Annotated in this window: 17 protein-coding genes and 1 pseudogene; 11 read left to right on the top strand and 7 right to left on the bottom strand. The window is 72.2% G+C overall.

Going from position 1 to position 21379, the window contains the following annotated elements; translation table 11 throughout:
• The first annotated feature begins 2 nt into the window (after positions 1 to 2).
• A complete protein-coding gene (locus ACFW5B_RS20945) occupies positions 3 to 254 on the top strand; it encodes a hypothetical protein (protein ID WP_386441463.1) in 252 nt (83 codons plus the stop codon).
• Between the two features lie 248 nt (positions 255 to 502).
• Here ACFW5B_RS20945 and ACFW5B_RS20940 read toward each other — a convergent pair whose 3' ends face one another.
• Complete coding sequence (locus ACFW5B_RS20940; protein WP_386441460.1) at positions 503 to 3781, bottom strand: tetratricopeptide repeat protein; 3279 nt, start codon at positions 3779 to 3781, stop codon at positions 503 to 505.
• Between the two features lie 160 nt (positions 3782 to 3941).
• On the opposite strand from ACFW5B_RS20940, the pseudogene ACFW5B_RS20935 reads away from it, so the two are divergent.
• Positions 3942 to 4004: pseudogene (locus ACFW5B_RS20935) on the top strand (thymidylate kinase); the annotation flags it as partial.
• A 44-nt stretch (positions 4005 to 4048) separates the two neighbouring features.
• On the opposite strand, the gene ACFW5B_RS20930 reads toward ACFW5B_RS20935, so the two are convergent.
• Genes ACFW5B_RS20930 through ACFW5B_RS20910 form a run of 5 tightly spaced genes read right to left on the bottom strand, consistent with a single transcriptional unit; the run spans position 4049 to position 9121 of the window.
• A complete protein-coding gene (locus ACFW5B_RS20930; RefSeq protein ID WP_386441455.1) occupies positions 4049 to 5557 on the bottom strand; it encodes a hypothetical protein in 1509 nt (502 codons plus the stop codon).
• A gap of 19 nt (positions 5558 to 5576) precedes the next feature.
• Positions 5577 to 5825 carry an acyl carrier protein gene (locus ACFW5B_RS20925; RefSeq protein WP_386441451.1) on the bottom strand — a complete coding sequence of 83 codons (249 nt, stop codon included), beginning with the start codon at positions 5823 to 5825 and terminating at the stop codon, positions 5577 to 5579.
• A gap of 53 nt (positions 5826 to 5878) precedes the next feature.
• A complete protein-coding gene (locus tag ACFW5B_RS20920) occupies positions 5879 to 6652 on the bottom strand; it encodes an SDR family oxidoreductase (RefSeq protein WP_386441446.1) in 774 nt (257 codons plus the stop codon).
• Complete coding sequence (locus tag ACFW5B_RS20915) at positions 6652 to 7629, bottom strand: DMT family transporter (protein ID WP_386441441.1); 978 nt, start codon at positions 7627 to 7629, stop codon at positions 6652 to 6654. Before ACFW5B_RS20915 ends, ACFW5B_RS20920 begins: the two co-directional genes overlap by 1 nt.
• Before the next feature lie 16 nt (positions 7630 to 7645).
• Entirely contained in the window at positions 7646 to 9121 is a 1476-nt protein-coding gene (locus tag ACFW5B_RS20910) for a PqqD family protein (protein ID WP_386441437.1), read from the bottom strand.
• Positions 9122 to 9422: 301 nt separating this feature from the next.
• Between ACFW5B_RS20910 and ACFW5B_RS20905 the strand changes: the two genes are divergently transcribed.
• The 9 genes from ACFW5B_RS20905 (at position 9423) to ACFW5B_RS20865 (ending at position 20535) form a co-directional block, all read left to right on the top strand.
• Positions 9423 to 10448: a hypothetical protein gene (locus tag ACFW5B_RS20905; RefSeq protein ID WP_386441432.1), complete on the top strand. Its 1026-nt coding sequence runs from the start codon at positions 9423 to 9425 to the stop codon at positions 10446 to 10448.
• Between the two features lie 55 nt (positions 10449 to 10503).
• Complete coding sequence (locus tag ACFW5B_RS20900; RefSeq protein WP_386441429.1) at positions 10504 to 11352, top strand: fumarylacetoacetate hydrolase family protein; 849 nt, start codon at positions 10504 to 10506, stop codon at positions 11350 to 11352.
• 4 nt (positions 11353 to 11356) lie between these two features.
• The gene (locus tag ACFW5B_RS20895; protein ID WP_386441426.1) at positions 11357 to 13081 is read left to right on the top strand and encodes a non-ribosomal peptide synthetase; all 1725 of its coding nucleotides are present in this window, start codon (positions 11357 to 11359) and stop codon (positions 13079 to 13081) included.
• Positions 13082 to 13086: 5 nt separating this feature from the next.
• Positions 13087 to 14853 carry an asparagine synthase (glutamine-hydrolyzing) gene (gene asnB / locus ACFW5B_RS20890; RefSeq protein ID WP_386441510.1) on the top strand — a complete coding sequence of 589 codons (1767 nt, stop codon included), beginning with the start codon at positions 13087 to 13089 and terminating at the stop codon, positions 14851 to 14853.
• Between the two features lie 41 nt (positions 14854 to 14894).
• On the top strand, positions 14895 to 15581 hold the full coding sequence (locus ACFW5B_RS20885; protein ID WP_386441423.1) for a thioesterase II family protein: 687 nt from the start codon (positions 14895 to 14897) through the stop codon (positions 15579 to 15581).
• Between the two features lie 35 nt (positions 15582 to 15616).
• Positions 15617 to 17095 carry an FAD/NAD(P)-binding protein gene (locus ACFW5B_RS20880; RefSeq protein WP_386441420.1) on the top strand — a complete coding sequence of 493 codons (1479 nt, stop codon included), beginning with the start codon at positions 15617 to 15619 and terminating at the stop codon, positions 17093 to 17095.
• 82 nt (positions 17096 to 17177) lie between these two features.
• On the top strand, positions 17178 to 18473 hold the full coding sequence (locus ACFW5B_RS20875; RefSeq protein WP_386441416.1) for an ATP-grasp domain-containing protein: 1296 nt from the start codon (positions 17178 to 17180) through the stop codon (positions 18471 to 18473).
• A gap of 2 nt (positions 18474 to 18475) precedes the next feature.
• Entirely contained in the window at positions 18476 to 19558 is a 1083-nt protein-coding gene (locus ACFW5B_RS20870; RefSeq protein ID WP_386441413.1) for a hypothetical protein, read from the top strand.
• A gap of 131 nt (positions 19559 to 19689) precedes the next feature.
• Positions 19690 to 20535: a UbiA family prenyltransferase gene (locus tag ACFW5B_RS20865; protein ID WP_386441410.1), complete on the top strand. Its 846-nt coding sequence runs from the start codon at positions 19690 to 19692 to the stop codon at positions 20533 to 20535.
• A gap of 47 nt (positions 20536 to 20582) precedes the next feature.
• Here ACFW5B_RS20865 and ACFW5B_RS20860 read toward each other — a convergent pair whose 3' ends face one another.
• Positions 20583 to 21251 (bottom strand): LuxR C-terminal-related transcriptional regulator, encoded by a 669-nt coding sequence (locus tag ACFW5B_RS20860; protein ID WP_386441407.1) that lies wholly within the window; start codon positions 21249 to 21251, stop codon positions 20583 to 20585.
• Between the last annotated feature and the right edge of the window lie 128 nt (positions 21252 to 21379).

Genomic DNA, 21379 nt, shown 5'->3' with positions numbered 1-21379 from the left:
CCATGATGAGCGCGACCAGCACCCTCGCCCTGACGCACTTCGTCACCCTTGCCGACAGCTTCGACAAGGACAAGGTGACCCCCGGCGTCCTCGGCTTCATCGTCTTCGCGGTCATCGGCGGTGCCGTGTGGCTGCTGATGAAGTCCATGAACAAGCACATGAAGAAGGTGGACTTCGAGGAGCAGCCGACGGGCGGCGAGGCAGGCACCACCGCCTCCGCCGCCGCGCCGGCGACCGAGCCGAAGACCAGCTGAGGGCGGGGCCGGCCCGGCCGGGGGTCCCCGCAGACCGGGTGGCGGTCGACGGCCGGCCGATGGACACGGCCGGCTGACCGGCCCGGCGGCTCGTCGGTCCAAGCGGCCGGCGAGCCGGGCCCGAGCGGTGGACGAGCCGGGCCCGGGAGCCGTCGGGCGCTGCCGGTGCACGGTCGCGGCGGTGCGCCCGGCACACTCGGCACCTCCGGCGCACCGCGCGCCGTCCCTGAGGCGTGTCCGCCCGGCCGTCACTCCGTGCCGGCCGGTTCGATCAGCACCCCCATGACCTCGCGCGCATGGCGGTTCGGCACCATGCCCAGCCGCCATGGCTGCCACCCCGACTCCGGCTCCACCCCGCGGGCCAGCAGCAGTGCGAACGCCTCCGCGCAGTCCTCCAGCCTGGAATCGCGCATCGGGTGCTTCTCCCGGATCAGCTGCGCCAGCTCCTCCTGGGCGACGGCGGTGCCCACCACGGAGCCGCCCGGCGAGGCGAGCGGCAGCAGCGTGCAGCGCAGGAACCGCGCCCAGTCCTCGCCACGCCGGTCGCCGTAGCCCGCGAAGAGCCGCGCCGCCTCGTCGGCCAGCTCCAGCGCCTGCGCCGCCCGGCCGTTACCGGCGTCGATGATCAGCAACTCCAGGCAGGACCACGCCTCCCCGTGCGGCACCCCGATCCGCTGGAAGTCCTTACGGGCGTCCTGCAGCAGCTGCCGGGCGAAGCCGCTGTTGCGCAGCGAGCCGGTCTGCTCCGCCCGCAGATCGCGGGTGACCCGTCCCGAATGGTGCCGGGCGCAGGCGAGACCGTAGGCGTCCTGCATCCGGCTGAACATCGTCCGCGACCGCTCCAGCTGCCGCAGCGCCGCGTCCTGTTCGCCGCGCTCCTCCAGCGCCTGGCCCAGGTAGTACATCGTCCAGGCCTCACCGCGGGCGTCCTCGTGCTGGTGGTGCAGCGGCAGCGCCTGCCGCAGCCGGTCCACTGCGGGCCCCGGATCGCCGTCCACCAGCCGGGCGCGCGCCAGCTGCGTCATCGCCCAGGCCTCACCACGCTCGTCGTGCGTACGGCCGTAGAGCTCCATCGCGGCCTGCAGGGCGCGCTCCGCGGCGGGTACATCGCCCAGCCGCAGATGCACCTGGCCGAGCTGGAAGTGCGCCCAGGCCTGGCCGTGCACGCTCTCGCTCTCCTCGTGGAGCTCCAGCGCCTCGCGCAGCATGGCGACGGCCTCGGCGAGCCGCGCGCGGTCCCGCTCCACCGCCGCCAGGGCGTGCAGCGTCCACGCCCGGTCGCCGTGCATGTCCGCGCCGGACTGCAGCTCCAGCGCCTCACGGAGCTTGGCCGAGGCCTCGGTGAGATTGCCCTGTTGCTGGAGGGTGATGCCCAGATCGCGCAGCGCACTGGCGGCGCCCGCCGGATGCTGCGCCTCGAAATACAGGTCGACCACCGACGACAGGGTCGTCCGCGCCTGGTCCAGCTCGCCGAGCTGCCGGGCCGCCACACCCGTGCGCCACTGCACCGAGCGGACCAGCGGCCCCTGCCCGGCCGCCCGGGTCAGCTCGCTCAGCTCGCCCAGCCGGTAGAGGTCGCCGCGCAGCAGGCAGTAGTCGGCCAGCGCGCCCAGCAGATGCGAGACCGCCGCCTGGTCCACCCCGTGATCGGCATGGCGCAGTGCGGCCGTGATGAAGCTGGTCTCGTCGTCCAGCCACTGCAGGGCCGCGTCCAGGGACGTGAAGCCGTGGGAGCCGAAGCGGTCGGCACGGGTGGACGTACGGCCGTCGACCAGCCGGATGACCGAGTCGGCCAGCTCGGCGTAGCCGCGGATCAGCCGCTCCTGGGCCGCACCGCGCTCGCCCGGCTCCTCCTCGTCCACCAGCCGGTCGTGTGCGAAACGGTGCACCAGGGTGTGCAGGCGGTAGCGCGCGCCGCGGACGTGCTCGATCAGGCCGGCGCGGGCCAGCGTCGTCAACTGCCGCTCCGCCTCGGCCCGTTCGACGCCCAGCAGCGCCGCCGAGGCCGCCGCCCCCAGGCTCGCCCGGCCCACCAGCGCCAGTCGGCGCAGCAACTGCCGGGCCGGCTCCGGCTGGTCGGAGTAGCGCAGCCACAGCGCCCGCTCCACCGGGGACCGCTCCTCATGGGCGGCCAGGTCCGCGGCCAGCTCGGTGGCGGTGCGCGCCCCGAGCGAGGAGCCCGCCACCCGCAGCGCCAGCGGCAGCCCCGCGCACAGCTCGGAGATCTTCTCGACCGCCTGTGCGTCATACGGGCCCGCCGCGGCCGGGGCCTCGGTGCCACCCGTGGCGCCGGCCCGCAGCAGCTCTTCGGTGCCCGCGGTGTCCAGCGGCCCCACCGGCAGCTGGAGCACCCAGGCCTGGAGGTCCTCGGGCAGCTCCAGCGGCGTACGGGAGGTGACCAGCACCAGGCTGTCGGAGCGCTCCGGTACCAGCGCGCGCACCTGCTCCGGATCGGCGGCGTCATCCAGCAGCACCGTCACCGGCAGGCCGGTCAGATGGTGGTGGTACAGCTCGGTGAGCCGCTTGACGTGCTGCTCCTGGGACGGGCGCTCACGGAACAGCAGTTGCTCGCGCGGGGCGCCCAGCCGGTTGAGCAGATGCAGCAGCGCGTCCCGGGTCGGCAGCGGCACCTCGCCGGGGGTGTCACTGCGCAGATCCACCACGCACGTGCCACGGAACTGATCGCGCAGCTGATGGGTGGCCCGCACCGCCAGCGCCGTCCGGCCCGAGCCCGGCTCACCGTGCAGCACCACCACGGTCGGCTTGGTCTCCGTGCTGGCACGGGCCGCCTGCACCCACTGCGCGATCTGGGCCAGCTCCGCCCGGCGCCCGGCGAACGGGCCGTCCGGACGGGGGAGTTGGGCGAACGAGTGCTCCAGCACGGACCGCTGACGGGCCGCCGCGCTGCGGTCCGCGCCGCGCAACTGCGGGCCACGGCCGGCCGTCGCGGCAGCCGGCTTGGCCGCCGTGCCGCCGCGGGCCGCCGCCGTCAGCATCCGCTGCTGGTCCAGGAATGGCCGGATGCCCCGCACCTCCAGGGCCGTCAGCCACTGCAGCCGCAACTGCTGGGCGCCGCCCGGCCGGCCGCGCTTCCCGGCCTCCTGGCTGGCCGCCGGCAGGTGGCCCGCGGTCAGCTTCAGGACCGTGGCCGTCGCGCCCGCCAGCACCACGGAGGCCCCCACGGCCAGCGCCGGGCCCGGCCCCGTGCCGTACGCGAGGTCCGTGCTGAACGCCGCCATCGCGGCCACCGCCGTCGCCACCGCCGGGGTCCCCAGCTCCTTGCGGGACAGCCGCCGGCCCAGCGACGGCCGGCCGGCGGCCGCCTCGTCCAGCGCCCGCACATACGCGGTGTACTCCTCGGCGGCGCTGCCCGCCAGCTCCTCCAGCGCGGAGCGCGCCCTGCTGAGCAGCGTGTCCCCGTCGAGCCGCCCGCCCGAGCGCCGGACCTCCTCCTCGACCGTTCTGGTCAACAGCGCTTCCGCTTCCGCCCGGTGGCCTTCGCGCAGCGCAGCCAGTGAGCCCGGCATGCCCATCCCCCTCCAGCAGTTCCAGCAGTCTCCAGCGGTGATCGTCGCCGCACGCAACAGTGTTCCGCGTCCGCACGGATTCCGGCAGGGCTGTGGAAAACTCCCTCCGCTCCCGCCTCACCGGCCCCCATGAGGAGCGGACGGCCGCACGCCGAACCGCCTGGCCCATGAGACTTCCCCGTATCTGCTCCAGCACGCCGAAGACCCCGCCGAGTGGTGGCCGTGCCGTGGTTCACCGTCGCGTTCGTCCGAGGCCGCACGGCCGTGTCAGACGAGCTGCCACGCCCGGTCGCGCCGGGTCTCGCTCCGCCGGCCGGGCAGCCCTGCGAGGACGTGGGTGAGCGCCTCGTAGAGGGAGAGGGCGCCGCTGACCGGCGCCTGGCTCTTCGCCAGGGACTTCTGCATGCGGTACAGGAGCGTGAACGCCTGCTTGACGTGCCGGTTCCGCAGCGCCGACTTGATCTGGGCGGCGGCCTTCAGCGTCGCCTCGTCCGCCTCTCCCGGTGTCTCCTCGGCCGACTCGACCAGTTCCGCGTGGGTGCGCAGGAAGCGCTGCGCGGTGTCGGTCTGCTGAGGCTTGAGAGGCAGCGTTTCCCGGGGGTCGGCGCCGGTCAGTACGGTCAGTTCGAGGACGTCCGGTGCGAGGCCGTCCGCCCGGCCCGCGACCGGTCCCACCAGGACCACCTCGGGGGCCTGCGGCGGCAACGGTCCCAGGTGCGGTTCGGCGAGCAGCAGGCGCAGGGCCAGCAGGTCCGACTCGGCGCCCGAGGACGGCGCGACGACGCACAGGTCAGCGTGGCGCGCCGCCGGCTCGGCGGCGGCGAGGACCGCGGAGGGGACGACCCGGAAAGGGACGCCGCTGCCGGTGTCCGGGACGGTGCGCCGCCGGGGGTCCCAGTGGACCGTCTGCGGGCCGTCGGGGGCGAAGACGGCCACGGTGAACGACCCTGCGCCGATGTCGGTCCGCTCGGCGGCGAGGCCGCGGGCCGCGGCCGTCCGGAGATACTCCGCCCCGGCCGCGGTCGCGTCCGACCCGTCGGTGGCCCCGGTCCTGACGGCGCGCCCGCCTCCGGTCACCGGAGGCGACGGCCAGTGCTCCGGGTCCTCCTCCAGGCCGGCCGGGAGGAGGGCGAAGCGTACGGGCAGGCCGACCTCGCGGGCGAAGGCCAGGTCGGTCGCGTCGTGGCCGGGGTTGACCAGGACGGCCCCGGTCCCGAACTCCGGCGCGACCCAGCTCGCGGTCCATACGGGCAGCAGGTCCCCGGTGAGCGGATGGCGGCAATAGCGGCCCGTGAAGGCGGACTTGTGCCCGGCGGGCAGCCCGTCACTCAGCGGGTGTCCGGGATGCACGGCCACGGCGCAGCCGGCCGGCGTCGGCGACCAGTCCGTGGTGAAGACCTGCAGTGCGGCCTCGGCCGCCCCGGGGTCCTCCAGGGGGAAGGTGAACACCGCGCCGCGGGTCCGGCGCAGGGCCTTGCGGTGGCGGGAGGCCGTCGACTGCGGCCACGTGCCGTCCTGGTCGGCACCGACCCGGTCGCGGGCCGCCGGGGTGGGCACATAGCGGATCTCTTCCCGCTCCGACGGCTCGGCAGGGCCCGTCAGGCCCGCCGCGGTGGCGATGCGGGCAAGCGTGGCCGCCGGGTCGGCCGGACCGCCGGCGGCGCGTGTGCGGCCGTCTTGGACGGCCATCCGGTCGACGAGTCCGGCAAGGGCCTGGCAGCGCAGGGTCGTCAACGGTGCCTGCGGGTCGGGCAGGGGCAGTGCGAGGTGGTTCACGAAGATCTCCAGAGGGCGGTCAGGCCTGGTGCCCGACGATGTGGTCGACCGCGTCGCCGACGGTTTTGAGGTTCTTCACCTGGTCGTCCGTGATCGTGACGGCGAAGCGCTGCTCGGCGGCGACGGCGATCTCGACCATCGCCAGGGAGTCGACGTCCAGGTCGTCGGCGAAGGACCGGTCGTCGCGGACGTCTTCGACGGGGACCCCGGTGATCTCGTGGACCATCTCGGCGAGAGCGCTGGTGACCTCTGCTCGGGTGGAGGGCATGGTGAGGCTTCCTTCGTAGGTAGGGGAGGGGAGTCGGGGGAGGGAGTGAGGCGTTACAGGGCGCGTACGAGGCCGCCGTCGCACCGAAGGGCGACGCCGGTCACATATGAGGCCGGCGCGCCGCACAGGAACGCGGCGGTGGCGCCGAACTCGGCGGGGTGGCCGTAGCGGCCGGCGGGGATCGAGGCGACCGAGTCGCGTTCCACCTCCGCCACGGTGCGGTGCGTGCGCGCGGCGTTCGCGGCGTCGACCGCCGCGGTGCGGTCGGTCCTGATCCGCCCCGGCAGCAGGAGGTTGACCGTCACGCCGTCCGCGGCGACCTCGGTGGCCAGCGTCTTGAGGTACCCGGCCAGCCCCGCCCGGCCGAGGTTGGACAGGGCGAGGTTGGCCAGGGGAGCGGCGACACCACTGGAGCCCACGGCGAGAATGCGGCCCCAGCCGCGCGCCCGCATGGCGGGCAGCGCCAGTGAGATCAGCCGGATGTGCGGCCGCACGGTCGTCTCGATCGCGGAGTCGACGTCCTCGACGGTGAGGTCCGCCGCCTGCCCCGGCTTCGGCCCGGGGCCGTTCAGCACGAGAACGTCGGGCGGGCCGAAGGCGTCGACGGTGGCCTGGAAGAGTTCCTCCGGGCCGTGAGGGGACAGCAGGTCGCTCTCGACGCCGATGGCGTGCGAGAGGCGCGCGGCGATCTCCTTCGCCCGTGCGCCGCGCCGGCCGCTGACGACGGTCCGGGCGCCCTCCGCGGCCAGGGCGGCGGCGATCGCCTCGCCGATGCCTTGCGTGGACGAGCAGACGAGGGCGGTGCGGTCGGTGAGGCCGAGATCCATCAGGACGCCTCCCCGGCCCGTCCGGCCGGCAGCCGCCGACCGCTCGTGCGCTCGATCAGCGTGTTCCCCAGGACGGCCAGCAGGGCTCCGGCGAGCATGACCACCGTGCCCGTCAGCTGTACGCCGGAGAACGACTCGCCAAGGAAGACCGTCGAGAAGAACGTGCCGAACACCGGCACCGTGAACATCATGACCGTGGCCGCGGAAGGGCTGACGCTGCGCAGTCCGCGGTAGTAGAAGAGATAGGCGATCGCGGTCGGTCCCACCGCCAGGAAGACGATGTTCGCCCAGGCCGGGCCCGGGACCGCGGACCAGGCGACGTCGCCCGCCGTCGGCGCCGCCAGCACCACAAGTCCCAGCCCGCCGACGGCGGTTCCCCAGGCCGTTGCCCGCAGCGGTGCGAGGCCCGCCAGCAGCGACTTCGACAGGATGCTGTACGCGGCCCAGCACGCCGCCCCCGCGACGAAGACGAGGTCACCGAGGAGCCGTTTCGTCCCCGTGGTGTCTCCGCCCGCGCCGAGCAGGAAGACCGCCGCGCCGGCCAGGCCGACGAGCAGGCCCACGATGCGCGCCCACGACGCCTTTTCGCGACGCAGTATCAGCAGTGTGGCGGTGGTCAGGATCGGGCTCAGCACGGGCACGATGATGCTCCCGTCGAGCGCGGGGGCCAGCGAAAGGCCCCAGAAGAAAAAGAAGTTGTAGGCCAGCACGCCGAGCAGGCCGACCAGACCCGCACGGACGGCGGCGGTGCGTCCGATAGGCGCGGACTGACGGCGCAGCACGGCGGCCAGAACGATCAGCAGCACCCCTCCGCCGCCGAACCGGAGCGCCGCGGCCATCTGGTGCGGCATCACGTCGACGACCACCTTGGAGCTGGCGAACGCGCTGCCGAACATCACCATGGTCACGAGCAGATTCAGATACGGAGCGGCTGCGGGGCCCGCCGCCGCAGCCGGACGCGAAACGTCGGATGTCATCACTGTTCCCCAGCTTCTAGCGGCCGGCGACTCGGTCCAGGACCTCGTCACCCTCGGGGCCGCGCCTCACGTTGATGATTTTCTTGTGCGGGTCACTGTCCATGACCAGGGGGAGGACCCCCGTTTGTGTGCCCTTGTCGGCGAACGGTGACCACAGCGGCCCGTCGTGCAGCGCCCGAAGGTCGGTCAGGCTCAGCCCGCTCAGGCGCTCCAGACGCGCGGCGAGCCAGTCGCGGTTCTCCGTGCCCGCCAGCAGGGCGCGGATGCTGTCCTCTTCGGGCAGCAGCTCGGCGCACTCCCCTGCCAGGTACTCGTGCAGGTTCGCCGCACGGCCCGCGAAGGGCGAGTACACCATGCAGACGAACTGCTCGGTGTCCACCCCGAAGGCGTCCGCTCCGTATTGGGTGGCGGCCTCGCGCATCTGCTCGACGCCCTCCTCGGTACGGTAACGGGCCGCGATCTCCTCGACCAGGTGCTCCGGGAAGTGCTTCTTGCGCATCAGCTCCAGGGCGAAGTCCACGTACTGGTCGATGCCTTCGCGGTAGCTGCGCTGGTACGCGCGCTCGGTCCGCAGGCCCCGAAGGTGCGCCATGAGCGCCGGGTTGGCACAGTCGGACTCGGTGAAGTTGAAGGCGATCTCGTCGAAGACGAAGCCGAGGAAGTCCGTCAGCAGCCGCCAGTGCGCCCCCGAGGCGTAGCTGGTGTAGTCGTAGATGGAGAAGAACTCCAGGGTCGCGGGGACATCGGAGGTCACGCCCCGCTCCTTGACCCGGTCGGCGTTGCCCAGGCCGTGGATCTCCTGGAAGTAGGCCTGCGCCAGCCCGTCGAGGGTCTCCAGCGTCCCCTGGAACCGCTTCTTGCTGTCGGCGGGCTTCTGCCCCGCGCCGCGGGACAGCTGACGGATCCAGACGGCGTAGTCCCGCTGCTCCTGCGGCGAGTCACCCGTGATGATCAGGTCGACGCCCGTGCCGTGGCCGGCGGCGACGCCGAACGAACTGGCCACGTTCAGGTTGCAGGCGTTGCAGAACGTGGCCCGGCCGTCGCCGTAGGAGCGATGGCCGGACATCAGCATGTCGGTCCGGTTGAAGGCGACCAGACGGTGCGGCATGCTCCGGTCCCGGTCGAAGGGGACCACGCTGTCGCGCTCGATCAGCAGCAGCTCCGCGTCCGGGTCCTCGTACAGACCCAGCGCCTGATAGGTCCGGTCGATGTTGAGCATCACCTGGTAGGGCATGCCGCCGTGCCGCATGGTCACCACCCGCAGGCTGAAGGTGGACCCGTGACGCTCGGCGAGAGCCAGGTGGACCGCGCGCACGAACGCCACCGCGTACGCGCTGTCCTTTCCGCCGCCGTAGGCGACCATGACGGTGTTCCGGCTGAGGTCGTCCTTGTGCGGCAGGGCTTCGTGCAGTTCGGTGACGCACTTCTCGATGGCCGGAACGTCCTGTTCCGGCAGTGCGCCCCTGAGGTTCTCCAGCACTGTTGCGCGCATCTGTCCCTCCTGGGTTCCAACGTGAACGGGTGGGGTCGAAGGGCCCGGGCGAACGCCACCGGGCGTCCGTCGCCACACGCGAAATCCCCTCGCGAAGCGGCTCATTCGACACTCGGACCGTAAAGGCCGAAGAGCGGGGTTGAGCGGCCTCGACCGGGAATTGCAACGAAAGGTGTAGGCCGCGCGGAGCCGCCCCGCACCTTTCGGTGTATGCCGCCCCGGTACGCCGCCGCGTGCTGCATGGTCGAGTCATATCCGTGGAGATCAAGCGGACCCATTCCCAGTGCTTCGGAGGACGAAGATGAATGAATCCCGCGCCCCGCAGTTCCCGGCACAAAGGGTCGAGATTCTCGACGCGACACTGCGGGACGGTTCCTACGCAGTCGACTTCCAGCTCGACGAGAGGTTCGTCAGGAAGCTGCTGCGCCGGCTGGAGTCGACACCCATCAACAGGGTGGAGGTAGGACACGGTCTCGGTTTCGAGGCGGAGCGGTCCGGAATCAAGGCGAGCAACATCGGTCTGCCGCAGTGGTGTGAGATCGCCGGCCAGGAGCTGTCCACCACGCCCTGGGGAATGTTCGCCCAGCCCGGCTTCAGCCGGCTGGAGACGCTCGCCGACCTGTGCAACGAAGGCATGTCATTCGTACGGATCGGCATGGAGCCCGACAAGGTCCAGCAGCACCTCGACTACATCGAGCGGGCCACCGAGATCTGCGGCGAGGTCCACCTCAACCTGATGAAGACCAGCAGTACCCCGGCCGAGGAACTGCCCGGACTGCTCCGCGACATACCCGACGTGGCAGGTCTGTACGTGGTCGACTCCTGCGGCTCGATGATGCCTGCCGACGTACGCCGGTACGTGAAGGTGGCCAAGGAGATCTGCCCCGTTGTCGGATTCCACGGGCACGACAACCTGGGTATGGCGAACGCGAACAGCCTCGCGGCCTTCGAGGCGGGCGCGGCGATCGCCGACGGCACGCTCGACGGTATCGGGCGCGGTGCCGGAAATGCGGAGACGGAATCGCTCGCCGGAATCATGCGCGTCCTCGGCGAGGACCGGTTCGACTACAAGGAACTGGCCCAGCTCGCGCATTTCTGCCGCACCAGCCTGGAACTCCTCCCGGAGGACCGCAATATGCAGGTCCTCGGCGGTGTCATCGGCATTCATTCCGGATACTTCCCGCTCATCGACAAGCTCTGCGGGGATTTCGCGGTCGATCCGGCCCCGCTGATGGAGACCGCCGTCGGCCTGGCCCGGCACAGCGCCGAAAAGAGCGACCTGCGAGCCGCCGCGGAGTTTCTCTCCCGGCAGGCGGTCGCGGCCTGAAGCTCCATCGACAGCTCCATCGACAGCTTCATCGACCCACTTCGAGAGGAACGTCATGCGCTTGGCACGCATCAACACCCAGGACGGCCCACGGACAGTAGTGGCCCACCGCGACCGCTGGATACCGGTCTCCTCCCTGGCCGCCGCCGCGGGCCGGCAACTGCCGACCCGTCTGGGCGACCTGCTGGGCACCGAGCAGCGGCAGGAACTCGCCGGGCTCATCGAGCGGGCGACGGACGCCGACGCGCTCGACGTGCACCTGGAGGAGGCCGCCACGATCGCCGACACCGGCGACATCTGGGGGGCCGGCCTCAACTACCTGGGACACTCCCAGGACCTCAGCACCCAGCAGCCCGCCTCCGGCCCCGGCTCGTACCTTCGGCCGCGGGGCTGCCTCATCGGCAACGGCGGTCCGATCGAACTCCCCGCACAGAGCGACCGGGTGACGGCAGAGGCGGAACTCGGGCTCGTCATCGGCACGGAGTGCAAGAACGTACGGCGTGAGCAGTGGCGGTCGGTGATCGCGGGGGTGACGGCCGTCCTGGACCTGACCGCGGAGGACGTCATCCGTGAGAACCCGCGGTACATCCCCTGGGCGAAGGGGTTCGACACGTTCTGCAGCGTCGGCCCCCAGCTGGTGACGCTCGATGAGTTCGACGACGAGGCGCTGCGGGCGACGCGGGTCTCCACCGTACGCAACGGGCAGGTCGTCGCGTCCGCACCCGTGGCGGAGATGAAGTACGACCTCGCCTACCTCGTCGAGTACTTCAGCGCCGGACGCACCCTCACGCCCGGCACCGTCATCTGCACCGGCACTCCGGGGGCGGCCTTGATCGAGCCGGGCGACACCATCACGTCGCTCGTCGAAGGCGTCGGCTCCCTCTCCCACTCCGTGAAGGGCTGAGACCGTGACCGCACAGCGCATTTCCGTAGCGGAGGCCCTCTTCCTGGCGGTCGAACGCCACCCGGACCGCGCCGCCATCGAGACCGCGGACGGCGTCGTCACCTACGGTGAATTCGGCCGCAGGGTCAGTGAGTTCGCCGACGAGATGCACACGCTCTCGTCGCCCGGCGAGTTCATCGGCATCGAGGCCGTGCGCACTCCGGCCTCCGTCATCGCCCTGGCCGCCGCGCTGCGGGCCGAGCGCCCGTTCGTGTTCCTCGACCCCCGCGACAGTGCCTCGTCCAACCACGCCAAGGTCTCCTCACTCGCCGTGGAGTGGATCGCCGAGACCTCCGAGGGGGCGGACTCCCCCGTGCTCGTGCCCACCCCCGCACAGTGGCGCACCCCCACCGAGGGCCGCTCCGGGCCGGTCGGCACACCGATCGTGCCGCCCCAGGACCGGGTCGGCTATGCCATCCACACCTCGGGCTCGACCGGTGAGCCCAAGTGCGTGCTGGTCAGCGCCGACCCCCTGGCCGGGGTGATCGAGGACCATCTGCGTGTCCTGGAACTGGGGCCCGAGTGCCGGACGCTCCAGTTCGCCCGGCTGACCTTCGACGGATGCCTCACCGAGATCCTGTGGACGCTGTGTGCCGGCGCGTGCCTGGTGGTCCTGGGCGAGGAACACCTCAGCCCCGGCGCCGTCCTCCAGGCGACGCTGGAGAAGTACCGCGTCACCCACCTGAAGACCACGCCGTACGCCCTGACCGCGACGGACCCGACGGCGGCGATGAGCCTGCGGCACGTGCTCAACGGCGGCGGGGCCTGCCGTCCCGCGGTGGTCCGCAAATGGGCCGGCCACGCGCGCTTCCACAACGCCTACGGGACCACGGAGAGCACCGTCTGCAATCTCCTGAGCGCCCCGCTGGACCCCGGCGACTGCACCGACGCCGTGCCCCTGGGCACGGTGGTGGGGGACTGCGGCCTGGAGGTGGTCCCGCTGTCCGGCGCGGCGGGCGAGCCGGCGACCGGCTCCGGCCCCACCCGGGGCGAACTGCTCATCACCGGGCCGAGCGTGGCCATCGGCTACCTCACCTCCGGCGGCCTGCGCCGCTTCGACGACGACGCGCACCGCGTCTATCGCACGGGCGACATCGTCGAGTTCCGCGGCGGTCAGTACTACTTCGTCGAACGTCTGGACCGGCAGCTGAAGGTCCGCGGTTACCGTCTCGACCCCGGGGAGATCGAGAGCGCGGCCTGCCGGCTCGGCTCCGTCGTCGAGGCGGCGGTCGACGCCGAGGCGTACGACGGTGCCGACCCCTCGGCGGCCGACGCCCTGGTGTGCCACTACCAGGGCGAGGCGACCCCCCGCGAGCTGCGCGCGCACCTGGAGGCGGTGCTGGACCCGTACAAGGTTCCCTCGGTGCTGCACCAGGTCGACGCCCTGCCCTACACCCGCAACGGCAAGGTCGACCGGGACGCCCTGCGGGCCGGCCGGCAGCGGTCGGGCACGGCCGGGCGGAGCGCCGGGCCCGAGGAACAGATCCTCGCCCTGGTGGGCCACCTGACCGGTGTGGACGACGCGTCCGCGGAGGACAACTTCTTCGACCTGGGAGGCGATTCGGCCTCCACGGTCCTCCTCGTCAACAAGCTGAAGACACTCGGCTGGATGGACGCCGGTGTACGCGACGTCCTCAGGGCGGAGAACCTGAAGGTGCTGATCGACCGCGTGCGGACACGGGAGGTGTGAGCGACATGTGTGGTGTGTGCGGGACCTACTCCCCGTCCGGCGTGACCGACCGCAGCGTTGCCGCGGCCATGCACGCACAGCTGGTGCACCGCGGGCCGGACGAGACCTACTCACTGAACACCGAGTCGATCTGCGCGAAGCTCGGCCGCCTCGGCTTCACCGGTCTCACCGACGGCTGGCAGCCGGCGGAGGACCGCGGCGGCCGCTACGTCGCCATGACGAACGGCGAGATCTACAACGCCCGTGCGCTGCGGGAGCGTCTGGGGCTCGACGGGCGGGGCAACGGCGTCGATGTCTCCGTCGTCCCGGAGCTCTTCGCGCGCCACGGATTCGAGGGACTGCACCTGATCGACGGGCAGTTCGCCACCGTCGTCCTGGACCGCGCCGACAACTCCCTCTACCTCGCGCGGGACCGCTTCGGCATCTGCCCGCTCTACTACACCCAGGACGGCTCCCAGGTTCACTTCTGCTCGGAGCTCAAGCCGCTGGTGCGCTGCGCCCGTCGGTCACGGAAGGTGGATCTGGGCGCCGTCGACCAGTACCTCTCCCTGGGCAACATCGTCGCTCCGCGCACCCTCGTGGCAGGGGTCCGGGCGGTCCCCCCGGGGTGCGCCGTCCGGTTCGACGCCGACGGCAGCCGGACGCTGCGCTACTGGCGCTACGGTGAGTTCGCCCCGGCGGCCGCACCCGTCACCGGCGCGGAACTGCGCGAGGCGATGCGGGAATCCGTCAAGGCCCGCCTCGAAGCGGATGTCGAGATCGGCGCGTATCTGAGCGGCGGCTTCGACTCGACCGCGATCGTGATGGAGGCGGCCGCCCTCTCCGCCCAGCCGGTGCGTACCTTCTCGGTGGTCTTCGACGACCCCGGCCTCGACGAGGGCCGCTTCCAGCGCGAGGTGGCACAGGCCGTCGGCAGCAAGCACGAGCAGATCGCCTGCCGCCACGACGACATCACCGCGCGGTTCGAGGAGATGGTCCGGCACTGCTGCTACCCGCAGCGCGAGACCTACAACGTCGCCGCGATGATGCTCGCGGGCGGCGTACGGGACGCCGGAATCAAGGGAGTCGTGTCCGGGGAGGGCGCCGACGAGCTGTTCTTCGGCTACGACTCCTACGCCTTCGACGGCCTGGCCCGAGCACGCCGCACCTCTTGCGCCGAGAACGAACAGGCATGGGGCCGGCCGGACTTCGGATGGGAGGTGGACCGGGACAAGGCCGCCCGCCGCCGGGAGGACTTCCTGACGCCCCCGGCGCGCGAGGCCCTGGCGGGCGACGAGTTCTGGCGCTCACGGCTCATCCCGTTCTCCGACCAGGAAGTGCAGCAGCTCTCCCGGATGCAGCTGCGCTCGATCGCCGACGTGTACGTCCAGATGTCCGGCCACCTTCTCGGCGACCACGGGGACGCGATGCTCATGCGCCACTCCGTCGAGGGCCGCTACCCGTTTCTCGGCAACTCCGTCGTCGCACTCGCCCTCCAGGTCGAGGACGAGCGGAAGATGGCCGACTTCGAGGGCAAGGCGTGCCTCCGATCGGCCTACGAGGGCATCGTCCCGCAGTCCGTCCTGCAGCGCGGAAAGCACGGCTTCACCGCCTACGACCTGCAGTCGAGCACGAACTCCCGCACCTGGGACGACTGGTGTGCCCTGGTCGAGGCCAGTGGTCTGTTCACGCCGGGCTGCCTGGACCGGCCGGCGGCGGCCGACAAGTGGGACTTCAGGATCAGCGCGATCAGCATCGCGATGATCATGGACGAGCTGGGCCTCACCCTCTGATCCCGCAGGCCCGAAAGCCCGAGAGAGGAAAGGAGACACCAGTGACCACGGAACAACCCGGGATCCTCGTCCTGCCCGGGGCGGGATCGTTCGGCAGCGAGCTCACACCGCTCCTGGACGAGCTGGGGGCCGCCGCCAAGATCGCCCGGTACCCGGGCCGCTTCGGCCGCGACTTCGGCAAGGAAACGACGTTCGCCGAGATCGTCGACGCCTGCGCCGACCAGGCGCGGAAGCTGCCCGCGGAGCGGGTGATCCTGGCCGGCCACAGCTTCGGTGCCTACGTCGCGCACGCCACCGCGGCGGAACTGGAGCGGCGCAGAATCCCCGTCGACGCGCTGGTGGTCGCCGGTGCCAACGCGCCGCGGCTGCTCACCGTCCCGCAGGACGCGGTGTCGGACCGGCCGGCCGTGGCGGCCTACCTGGAGCGCATCGACCCCCACCTGCTGCCGGACCCGTCCGACGAATGGCACGACGTCGTCCTCGACGCCGCCCTGCAGGACCTGCGCCTGCTCGCGCACTACAGCACCACCCCGCCGCCGCATCCGCGATGCCCGGTCTTCGCCGCCCGTGGCGCGACGGACCCGCTCACCTCCGGTGAGGGCATACGGGAGTGGGCGGACGCCACCACCGGTCCCTGTGCCCACCGCACCTTCCCCGGCGGCCACTCCGACCTGCTGACCACCGCCGCGTTCGCCGACTGGCTGCGCACCGCCGCCAGGCACACGTGACACCCGTCCCATCGAAGAGAAAGGAGACACACCCTGTGGACAGGCGCCCTCTGGGCACCGGCGGACGACTGATCGTCGTCGGTGGCGGAGCCTCCGCCACCGCGGTGCTCCATCAGCTTGCGCAGTACGCCGACGTCAGACCCGACTCGGTGACGGTGGCCGACCCCCGGCCGGTCGGGTTCGGGGTGGCCTTCGGCACCGCCGACCCGCGCCTGCGCTGCAACACCTCCGTCGATGTCACCTCACTGCGCCGGGCCGGTCAGTCCGACCTGCTGCACTACCTGGCCGGGCGGGGGTGGCCGGTGAGCCGCTCCGACTTCGTCCCGCGGGCACTGGTCGGCCAGTACTGCCGTGAGCGCTTCGCCGAGACGCGCCGGACACTGGCGGCACGCGGCTGCGCGGTGCGCCACGTGACGGCCCGGGTCGACACCGTGCGGCCTGCCGCAGGGCCCGGCCGGGGCTACCTCGTGACCCTGAACGACGGCAGCACCCTGGAGGCCACGGACGTGGTGGTGGCGGTAGGAGGTGACCAGCCGCGCATGCCGGAACAACTGCGTGCCCACGCGGACCACCCCGATCTGCTGCCCGGCCCCTACCCCTCCGGCCGCCTGCGGGCACTGCCCGAGGACGCCAGGCCACTGATCCTGGGCACCAAACTGTCCGCGATCGACGCCGCTCTCGTGCTGTGCACGGCACAGCGGCAGGTCACCCTGTGTTCCCCCTCGGGTGAACTCCCCGCCGTACGGGAGCACTTGTGCCGGCCGGCCCGCCCGGCCGGCCTGCTCGCCGGGCTGCGCGCGCTGGACCCCCGGTCGCCGCATTTCGACCGCGCGTTCACCAAGCTCCTGGTCCGGGCCGTGCGCAGCGTGTCCCCACGGCCCTCGCCCGCCCTCGGCAAGCAGTTCGGCACCGAACCCGAAGCCCTGCAGCGGCTCGGCACCGAACTGCGGCAGACCGAGACGGGCGCCAACGCCTGGCAGTCCGTCATCGCCGAACTGATCGAGGCGGTGAACGACTGGACCGAGGGGTGGCCACGCCGCGACCGGGAGCGCCTGCTCACCCGCTTCCGCCCGCTGATCGCCCGCCACATCTCGGCCATTCCCGTCGCCAGCGCCCGCACCCTGGCGCAGCACGGGGTCGCCGGCCGCCTCGTGGTACGGCGGGGGACCCCCGCCTCGCTCGCTCCGGCGCCCGGCGGCGGCTGGCACGCCCGGTGGCTCCCCGAGGGGCCTGCCGAGCACTACACCCACGTGGTGGCGGCGTCCGGCTACCGGCCGTCCGCCGTGTGCACCCACGGGCCCGCCCTCCTCGCCTTCGGTGCGGCCGCCTGCTCTCCCGACTGCGCTCCGCCCCCCACCGACGCCCGGCTGCGGCTCACACCTCCAGGCGGCGGCGGACCGGAGCGGATCTGGATGGTGGGAGCCGCGGGCGGAGCCCGTACCGCCATCGTCAACTACCTGTGGACCGCGGCGGCCCAGGCCGACGTGGTGGCACGGACCCTGGCCACCGCCTGACCCGGCCGGGCCACCTCGCGGCCCGCACCGCACGGGCCACCCGGCGCCCGAAACGCACCACCCCGCTACGAGAGGCATCCCCATGTACGTACTCGTCGACCCGGTCTCCACCGGCCGTGAACTCGCCGCCGCCTTCCGCGAGGAGGGCGCCCGCGTCCTCCACCTCTACGAAGCCGCCCTGCACGCGGAACACGCCGGCGACACCGCCCCGCACCGCCACCTGCTCACGCACACCGGCGCCCGCGCCGTGCAGGAGGCGGCCGAGATGCTGCGTGACGAACCGGTCGCCGCGGTGATCGCCGCGAGCGAGCGGGGCGTGCTGTTCGCCGACGAGCTCGCCCACGTGCTCGAACTCCCGCACCACGAACACCGGCTGGCCGCCGCGCGCCGCGACAAGGAGCTCATGGTGCGCGCCCTGGAGGACGCCGGCGTACCGGCGGCCCGCACGCGCACGGTCGCCTCCGTCGCCGCACTCGACGCGGCGCTCGACGAGTGGGACACCGCTCCCGGCACACCACTGGTGATCAAGCCGCGCGACAGCGCCGGCAGTGACGGCTGCACCGTGGTCACCGGCCGCACCCAGGCGCGGGCTGCCGTAGAGGCCACCCTGCTGCGGTCCAACCTCATGGGGGAGACCAACACCGACCTGCTGCTCCAGGAGTACCTGGCGGGCACCCAGTACATCGTCAACACGGTCAGCATGGCCGGCCGGCACCTGCTCACGGAGGTCTACCGGGAACGCATCGACACCATCGCCGGGGCCCCGGTACTGCGCCACATCGTCTCCCGCCCGCAACTCGACGGGCACGAGCGCGACCTCGTCGACTACGTCCTGCGCTGCCTCGACGCCCTGGGCATCAAGGAAGGTGCCGCGCACACCGAGGTGATGCTCACCGCCGCCGGACCGCGGCTGGTGGAGGTCAACTCCCGGGTCATGGGTCCGTCCCTGGCCCCCGACCCGTACCACGCCGCCTTCGGCTACAGCCACCAGCATCTGGTGGCCGAACGCTTCCTGCGGCCCCAGGAGTTCGCCCGCCGGTTCGACCTCCCCTACGGCGGTGGCCGCACCCTCGCCAAGGTCTTCCTGCGGGGCTTCCGTGACGGGGTACTCGCCTCCGTGGAGGGCGCGCGCATCCTGCGCCGCCTGCCCGGTTTCCACTCCGTCGACCGGCTGCCCGCCACCGGCGCCCCGATCCCCGACCCGACCCTGACGACCGGGGCCGCCGGTATCGCCTACCTCGTCCACGAGGACGAGGACCTGCTGCACAGCTCGCTGGAGTTCGTCCACCACCTGGAGGACGACGACGCGTTCTACCGTATGGCCGACGCCCCCGCCCACCCGCGGCACGCCCCGGAACCGGAAGGAGCGGCTGCCTGACCGTGCGTACCTCCTACGCCCTCATCGCGTTCTCGGTGCTGATGCAGGCCGCCGCGGAGGCCTTCCTCTCCGGCCGCATCAGCAGCGGTGACAGCCTTCGCTTCTCCCTGCTCGCCTTCCTCGGCTGCACGCTGCTCTTCCTGACGGTCAACCGCGTGCGCCGGACGAAGCACGGCACATCCGTCCGTCCGTCGCCGGGCCCGGGGGCGTGGCGCCTGTTCGCCGCGCTCAATGTGGCCAGCGCGGTGACCTTCCTCGGCCTGTACGTGGCGCTGGTGTGGGTCCCGGCGGCGTTCGCGGCCAGTCTGATGGCGGGCATCGGCCCCCTCGCCGCGAGCACCCTCGCCCGCCTGGCGGGAGAGACCCGGCCGGCCGCGTACTGGGCCCGCTCGGTGGGCCTGTTCGCAGCCTCCCTGGTCACCGCGGCAGCCGTACAGCCCTCCCTGCTGGACACCTCTTCCTGGCAGTCCGGTCCGGCCGCGAGCGCGGCCGGCGCCGTACTCGCCCTGCTCGCCGGCGTCGGGGCCACGGTGCTCGCCCGGCTCTCCCGCCGGCTCGGGGAACTCGGAACCGCACCGTCCGTCGTGATGGCCCACCGCTTCCACCTGACCTACGTGCTCGCCGCGCTGGCCCTGACCAGCCACCGGCTCGCCGAGCCGCCCCGTCTGGGCTGGGGGGTGACCGCCCTGGTCGCCTTCGTCGGCGTGGTCATCCCGCTCTACGCCCTCCAGGTCGGGGCCCAGCGCACCGCGGCCACGGTCACCATGGCCCTGCTCGCCACGCAGCCCGGCCTCGCCTACCTCGTCCAGGGCGCCCTCGGCTCCCCGCTCAGCGTGCCGGGCATCGTCGCCGTCGTGCTGCTGCTCCTGGTGGCGAGCGCCGTGGCCCGCGCCGAACACTCCCTGCCCCGGGACGGGACCGCCTCTCCCGCCCGGCGCCGACAAGTCCAACAAGTCCAACCACAAGGCCAACCAGGCCAACAAGGCCAACAAGATCAGCAGGTCGGTCAAGGCCGCCAAGGCCCACAAGAGGGAGGTGCGGAGCGGCGCGTCGAGGACGGTCAACCCGTGTCACCTTGGTTGTAGAAGGCCCCTGACGCGACCGGAGGCCTCTTACTCTCCCAGACATGATCGCTTTCACCGGAATGTTAGACGGTCGTCGTTCGCCCGGACTGGCGAAGGTTCATGAGTCCGCGCGAGCCGTTCACCTGTGCTGGATGGAAGCACGCCCGACCGTCCAGATCGCCTTCCTCATACGGTTCTTGACGGGAGCAGCCTTCGCGACGCGGGGAGACACCGACCTCCCGTCGATCCTGGCCGGAGCATCGGCCTGGTGCTGCGCGAGCGTCTTCGCGTACCTGTTCAACGGCGTGATGGACGTGGAGGAGGATCGCCGCAACGGGTCCGACCGGCCCATCGCCCGAGGGGACCTCTCCCTCCGGAAGGCCGCCGGGGTCACGCTGACGGCCGTCCTGCTCGCCCTGCTGCTGTCCGCCGCGACCACCGGACTGCTCGGCTGGACCCTCGCCTTCCTGGCCCTGGGGTGGGTGTACTCCGCGCCGCCGCTGGCGGCGAAGCGGGCGAGCCTGCCGTGCGCGATCGTGGTGTTCGGCCTCGGCTGGACGTCCTACGCGGGCGGCGCGGCCGTGGCCGGCAACGGCCTCGACGCCCCCGCCGTCGTGTTCGCCACCGCCATGGCGGCATGGATGGCCCTGGTCGGTGCCGTGGTGAAGGACTTCAGCGACGCGGAGGGCGACGCGGAGGCCGGGCGGCGCACGCTCGCCGCCACCCGTGGCCTGCACGCCGCCCGGCGCCTGGCGGTCGCGGGGGCCACGGCCGTCGGCGTCGGCGCCCCCACGGCCGCGTGGATCTGGGCCCCCGCCGTCCTACCGGCCACCCTCCCGCTGGCTCTCGGAGCCGGCTGGGTCATCGTGCGCTGCCTGCGCGGCGGTCGCGCCGAGCACCGCGACCGGCATGCGCGGCGCGACGCCTACCGGGCCTTCATGATCACGCAGTACGTGGCCAACGCGGTCATGCTCGTGACGCTGGTGGCCGCGTGGTGACGCGGGCGCCGTTCCACCGGCCGTTGCGGCCCTGCCCGCAACAGCGGTCACCGTCGCTCCGCGCACTTCAGAACGGCATCCATACGGGACGTCGCCCCCAGCTTGTTGAAGATGTTGTACAGGTGGCGCTTCACGGTGCCCTCGCTGATCTCCAGCTTGCGGGCGATCTGCCGGTTGGTGAGGGCACACGCGACCGCGTCGAGGATCTGGTGCTCACGCGCGGTCAGTTCCTCCGGGGAGTCGCTCTCGTCCTCCCGCGCCGGTTCGGGGGCGGTGCGCGGCGGTGTCTCCCGGGGCAGGGTGTCGGCGGAGGCGAGGATGCGATCGCGGGTCTCGTCGTACCCCTGGCTTCCGGCGTAGAGACGCACCGAAGCCGCGGCCCGGAAAGCCGCGTTCACCTTCTGCCAGATCACCGCCCGCTGCTGCGGCGCCGCGGACGCCGAGGCGGCGTGCACGGCAGGCTGAACCGCGGACCACAACACCTCGGTGGCCCGCACCGATTCCGCGACCGGAATCCGCTGCAGGGCCCGGTTCGCGCCGAGAAGCCGGGTGTACTCCTCCGCCTCCGTGGTCTCCGGCGGGCACCCGTTCTCAAGGGTGGCGATGCAGTCCTCCAGGATCGCCACGGCCTGCCGCCGGCACGACTGCCACAGCTCGGGCCGCTCGGCAAGGACGCTCTCCACCCGCAGCAGACCGTCCTGGTAGGTGTCCAGCACCTCGGGTATGGCGGCCCGTAATGCCTGCGCGGCGCTCCGGTGCCCTTCGTCCTCTCCGGACTGCCCACGGGCAGAGGATTCCGAGACGGCGACGGCGGTACGACTCCGCGAACTAGGGCCGAGGTCCA

Source organism: Streptomyces sp. NPDC058773, from assembly GCF_042746015.1.
Lineage (GTDB): Bacteria > Actinomycetota > Actinomycetes > Streptomycetales > Streptomycetaceae > Streptomyces.
This window is presented reverse-complemented; position numbering and strand designations above follow the sequence as displayed.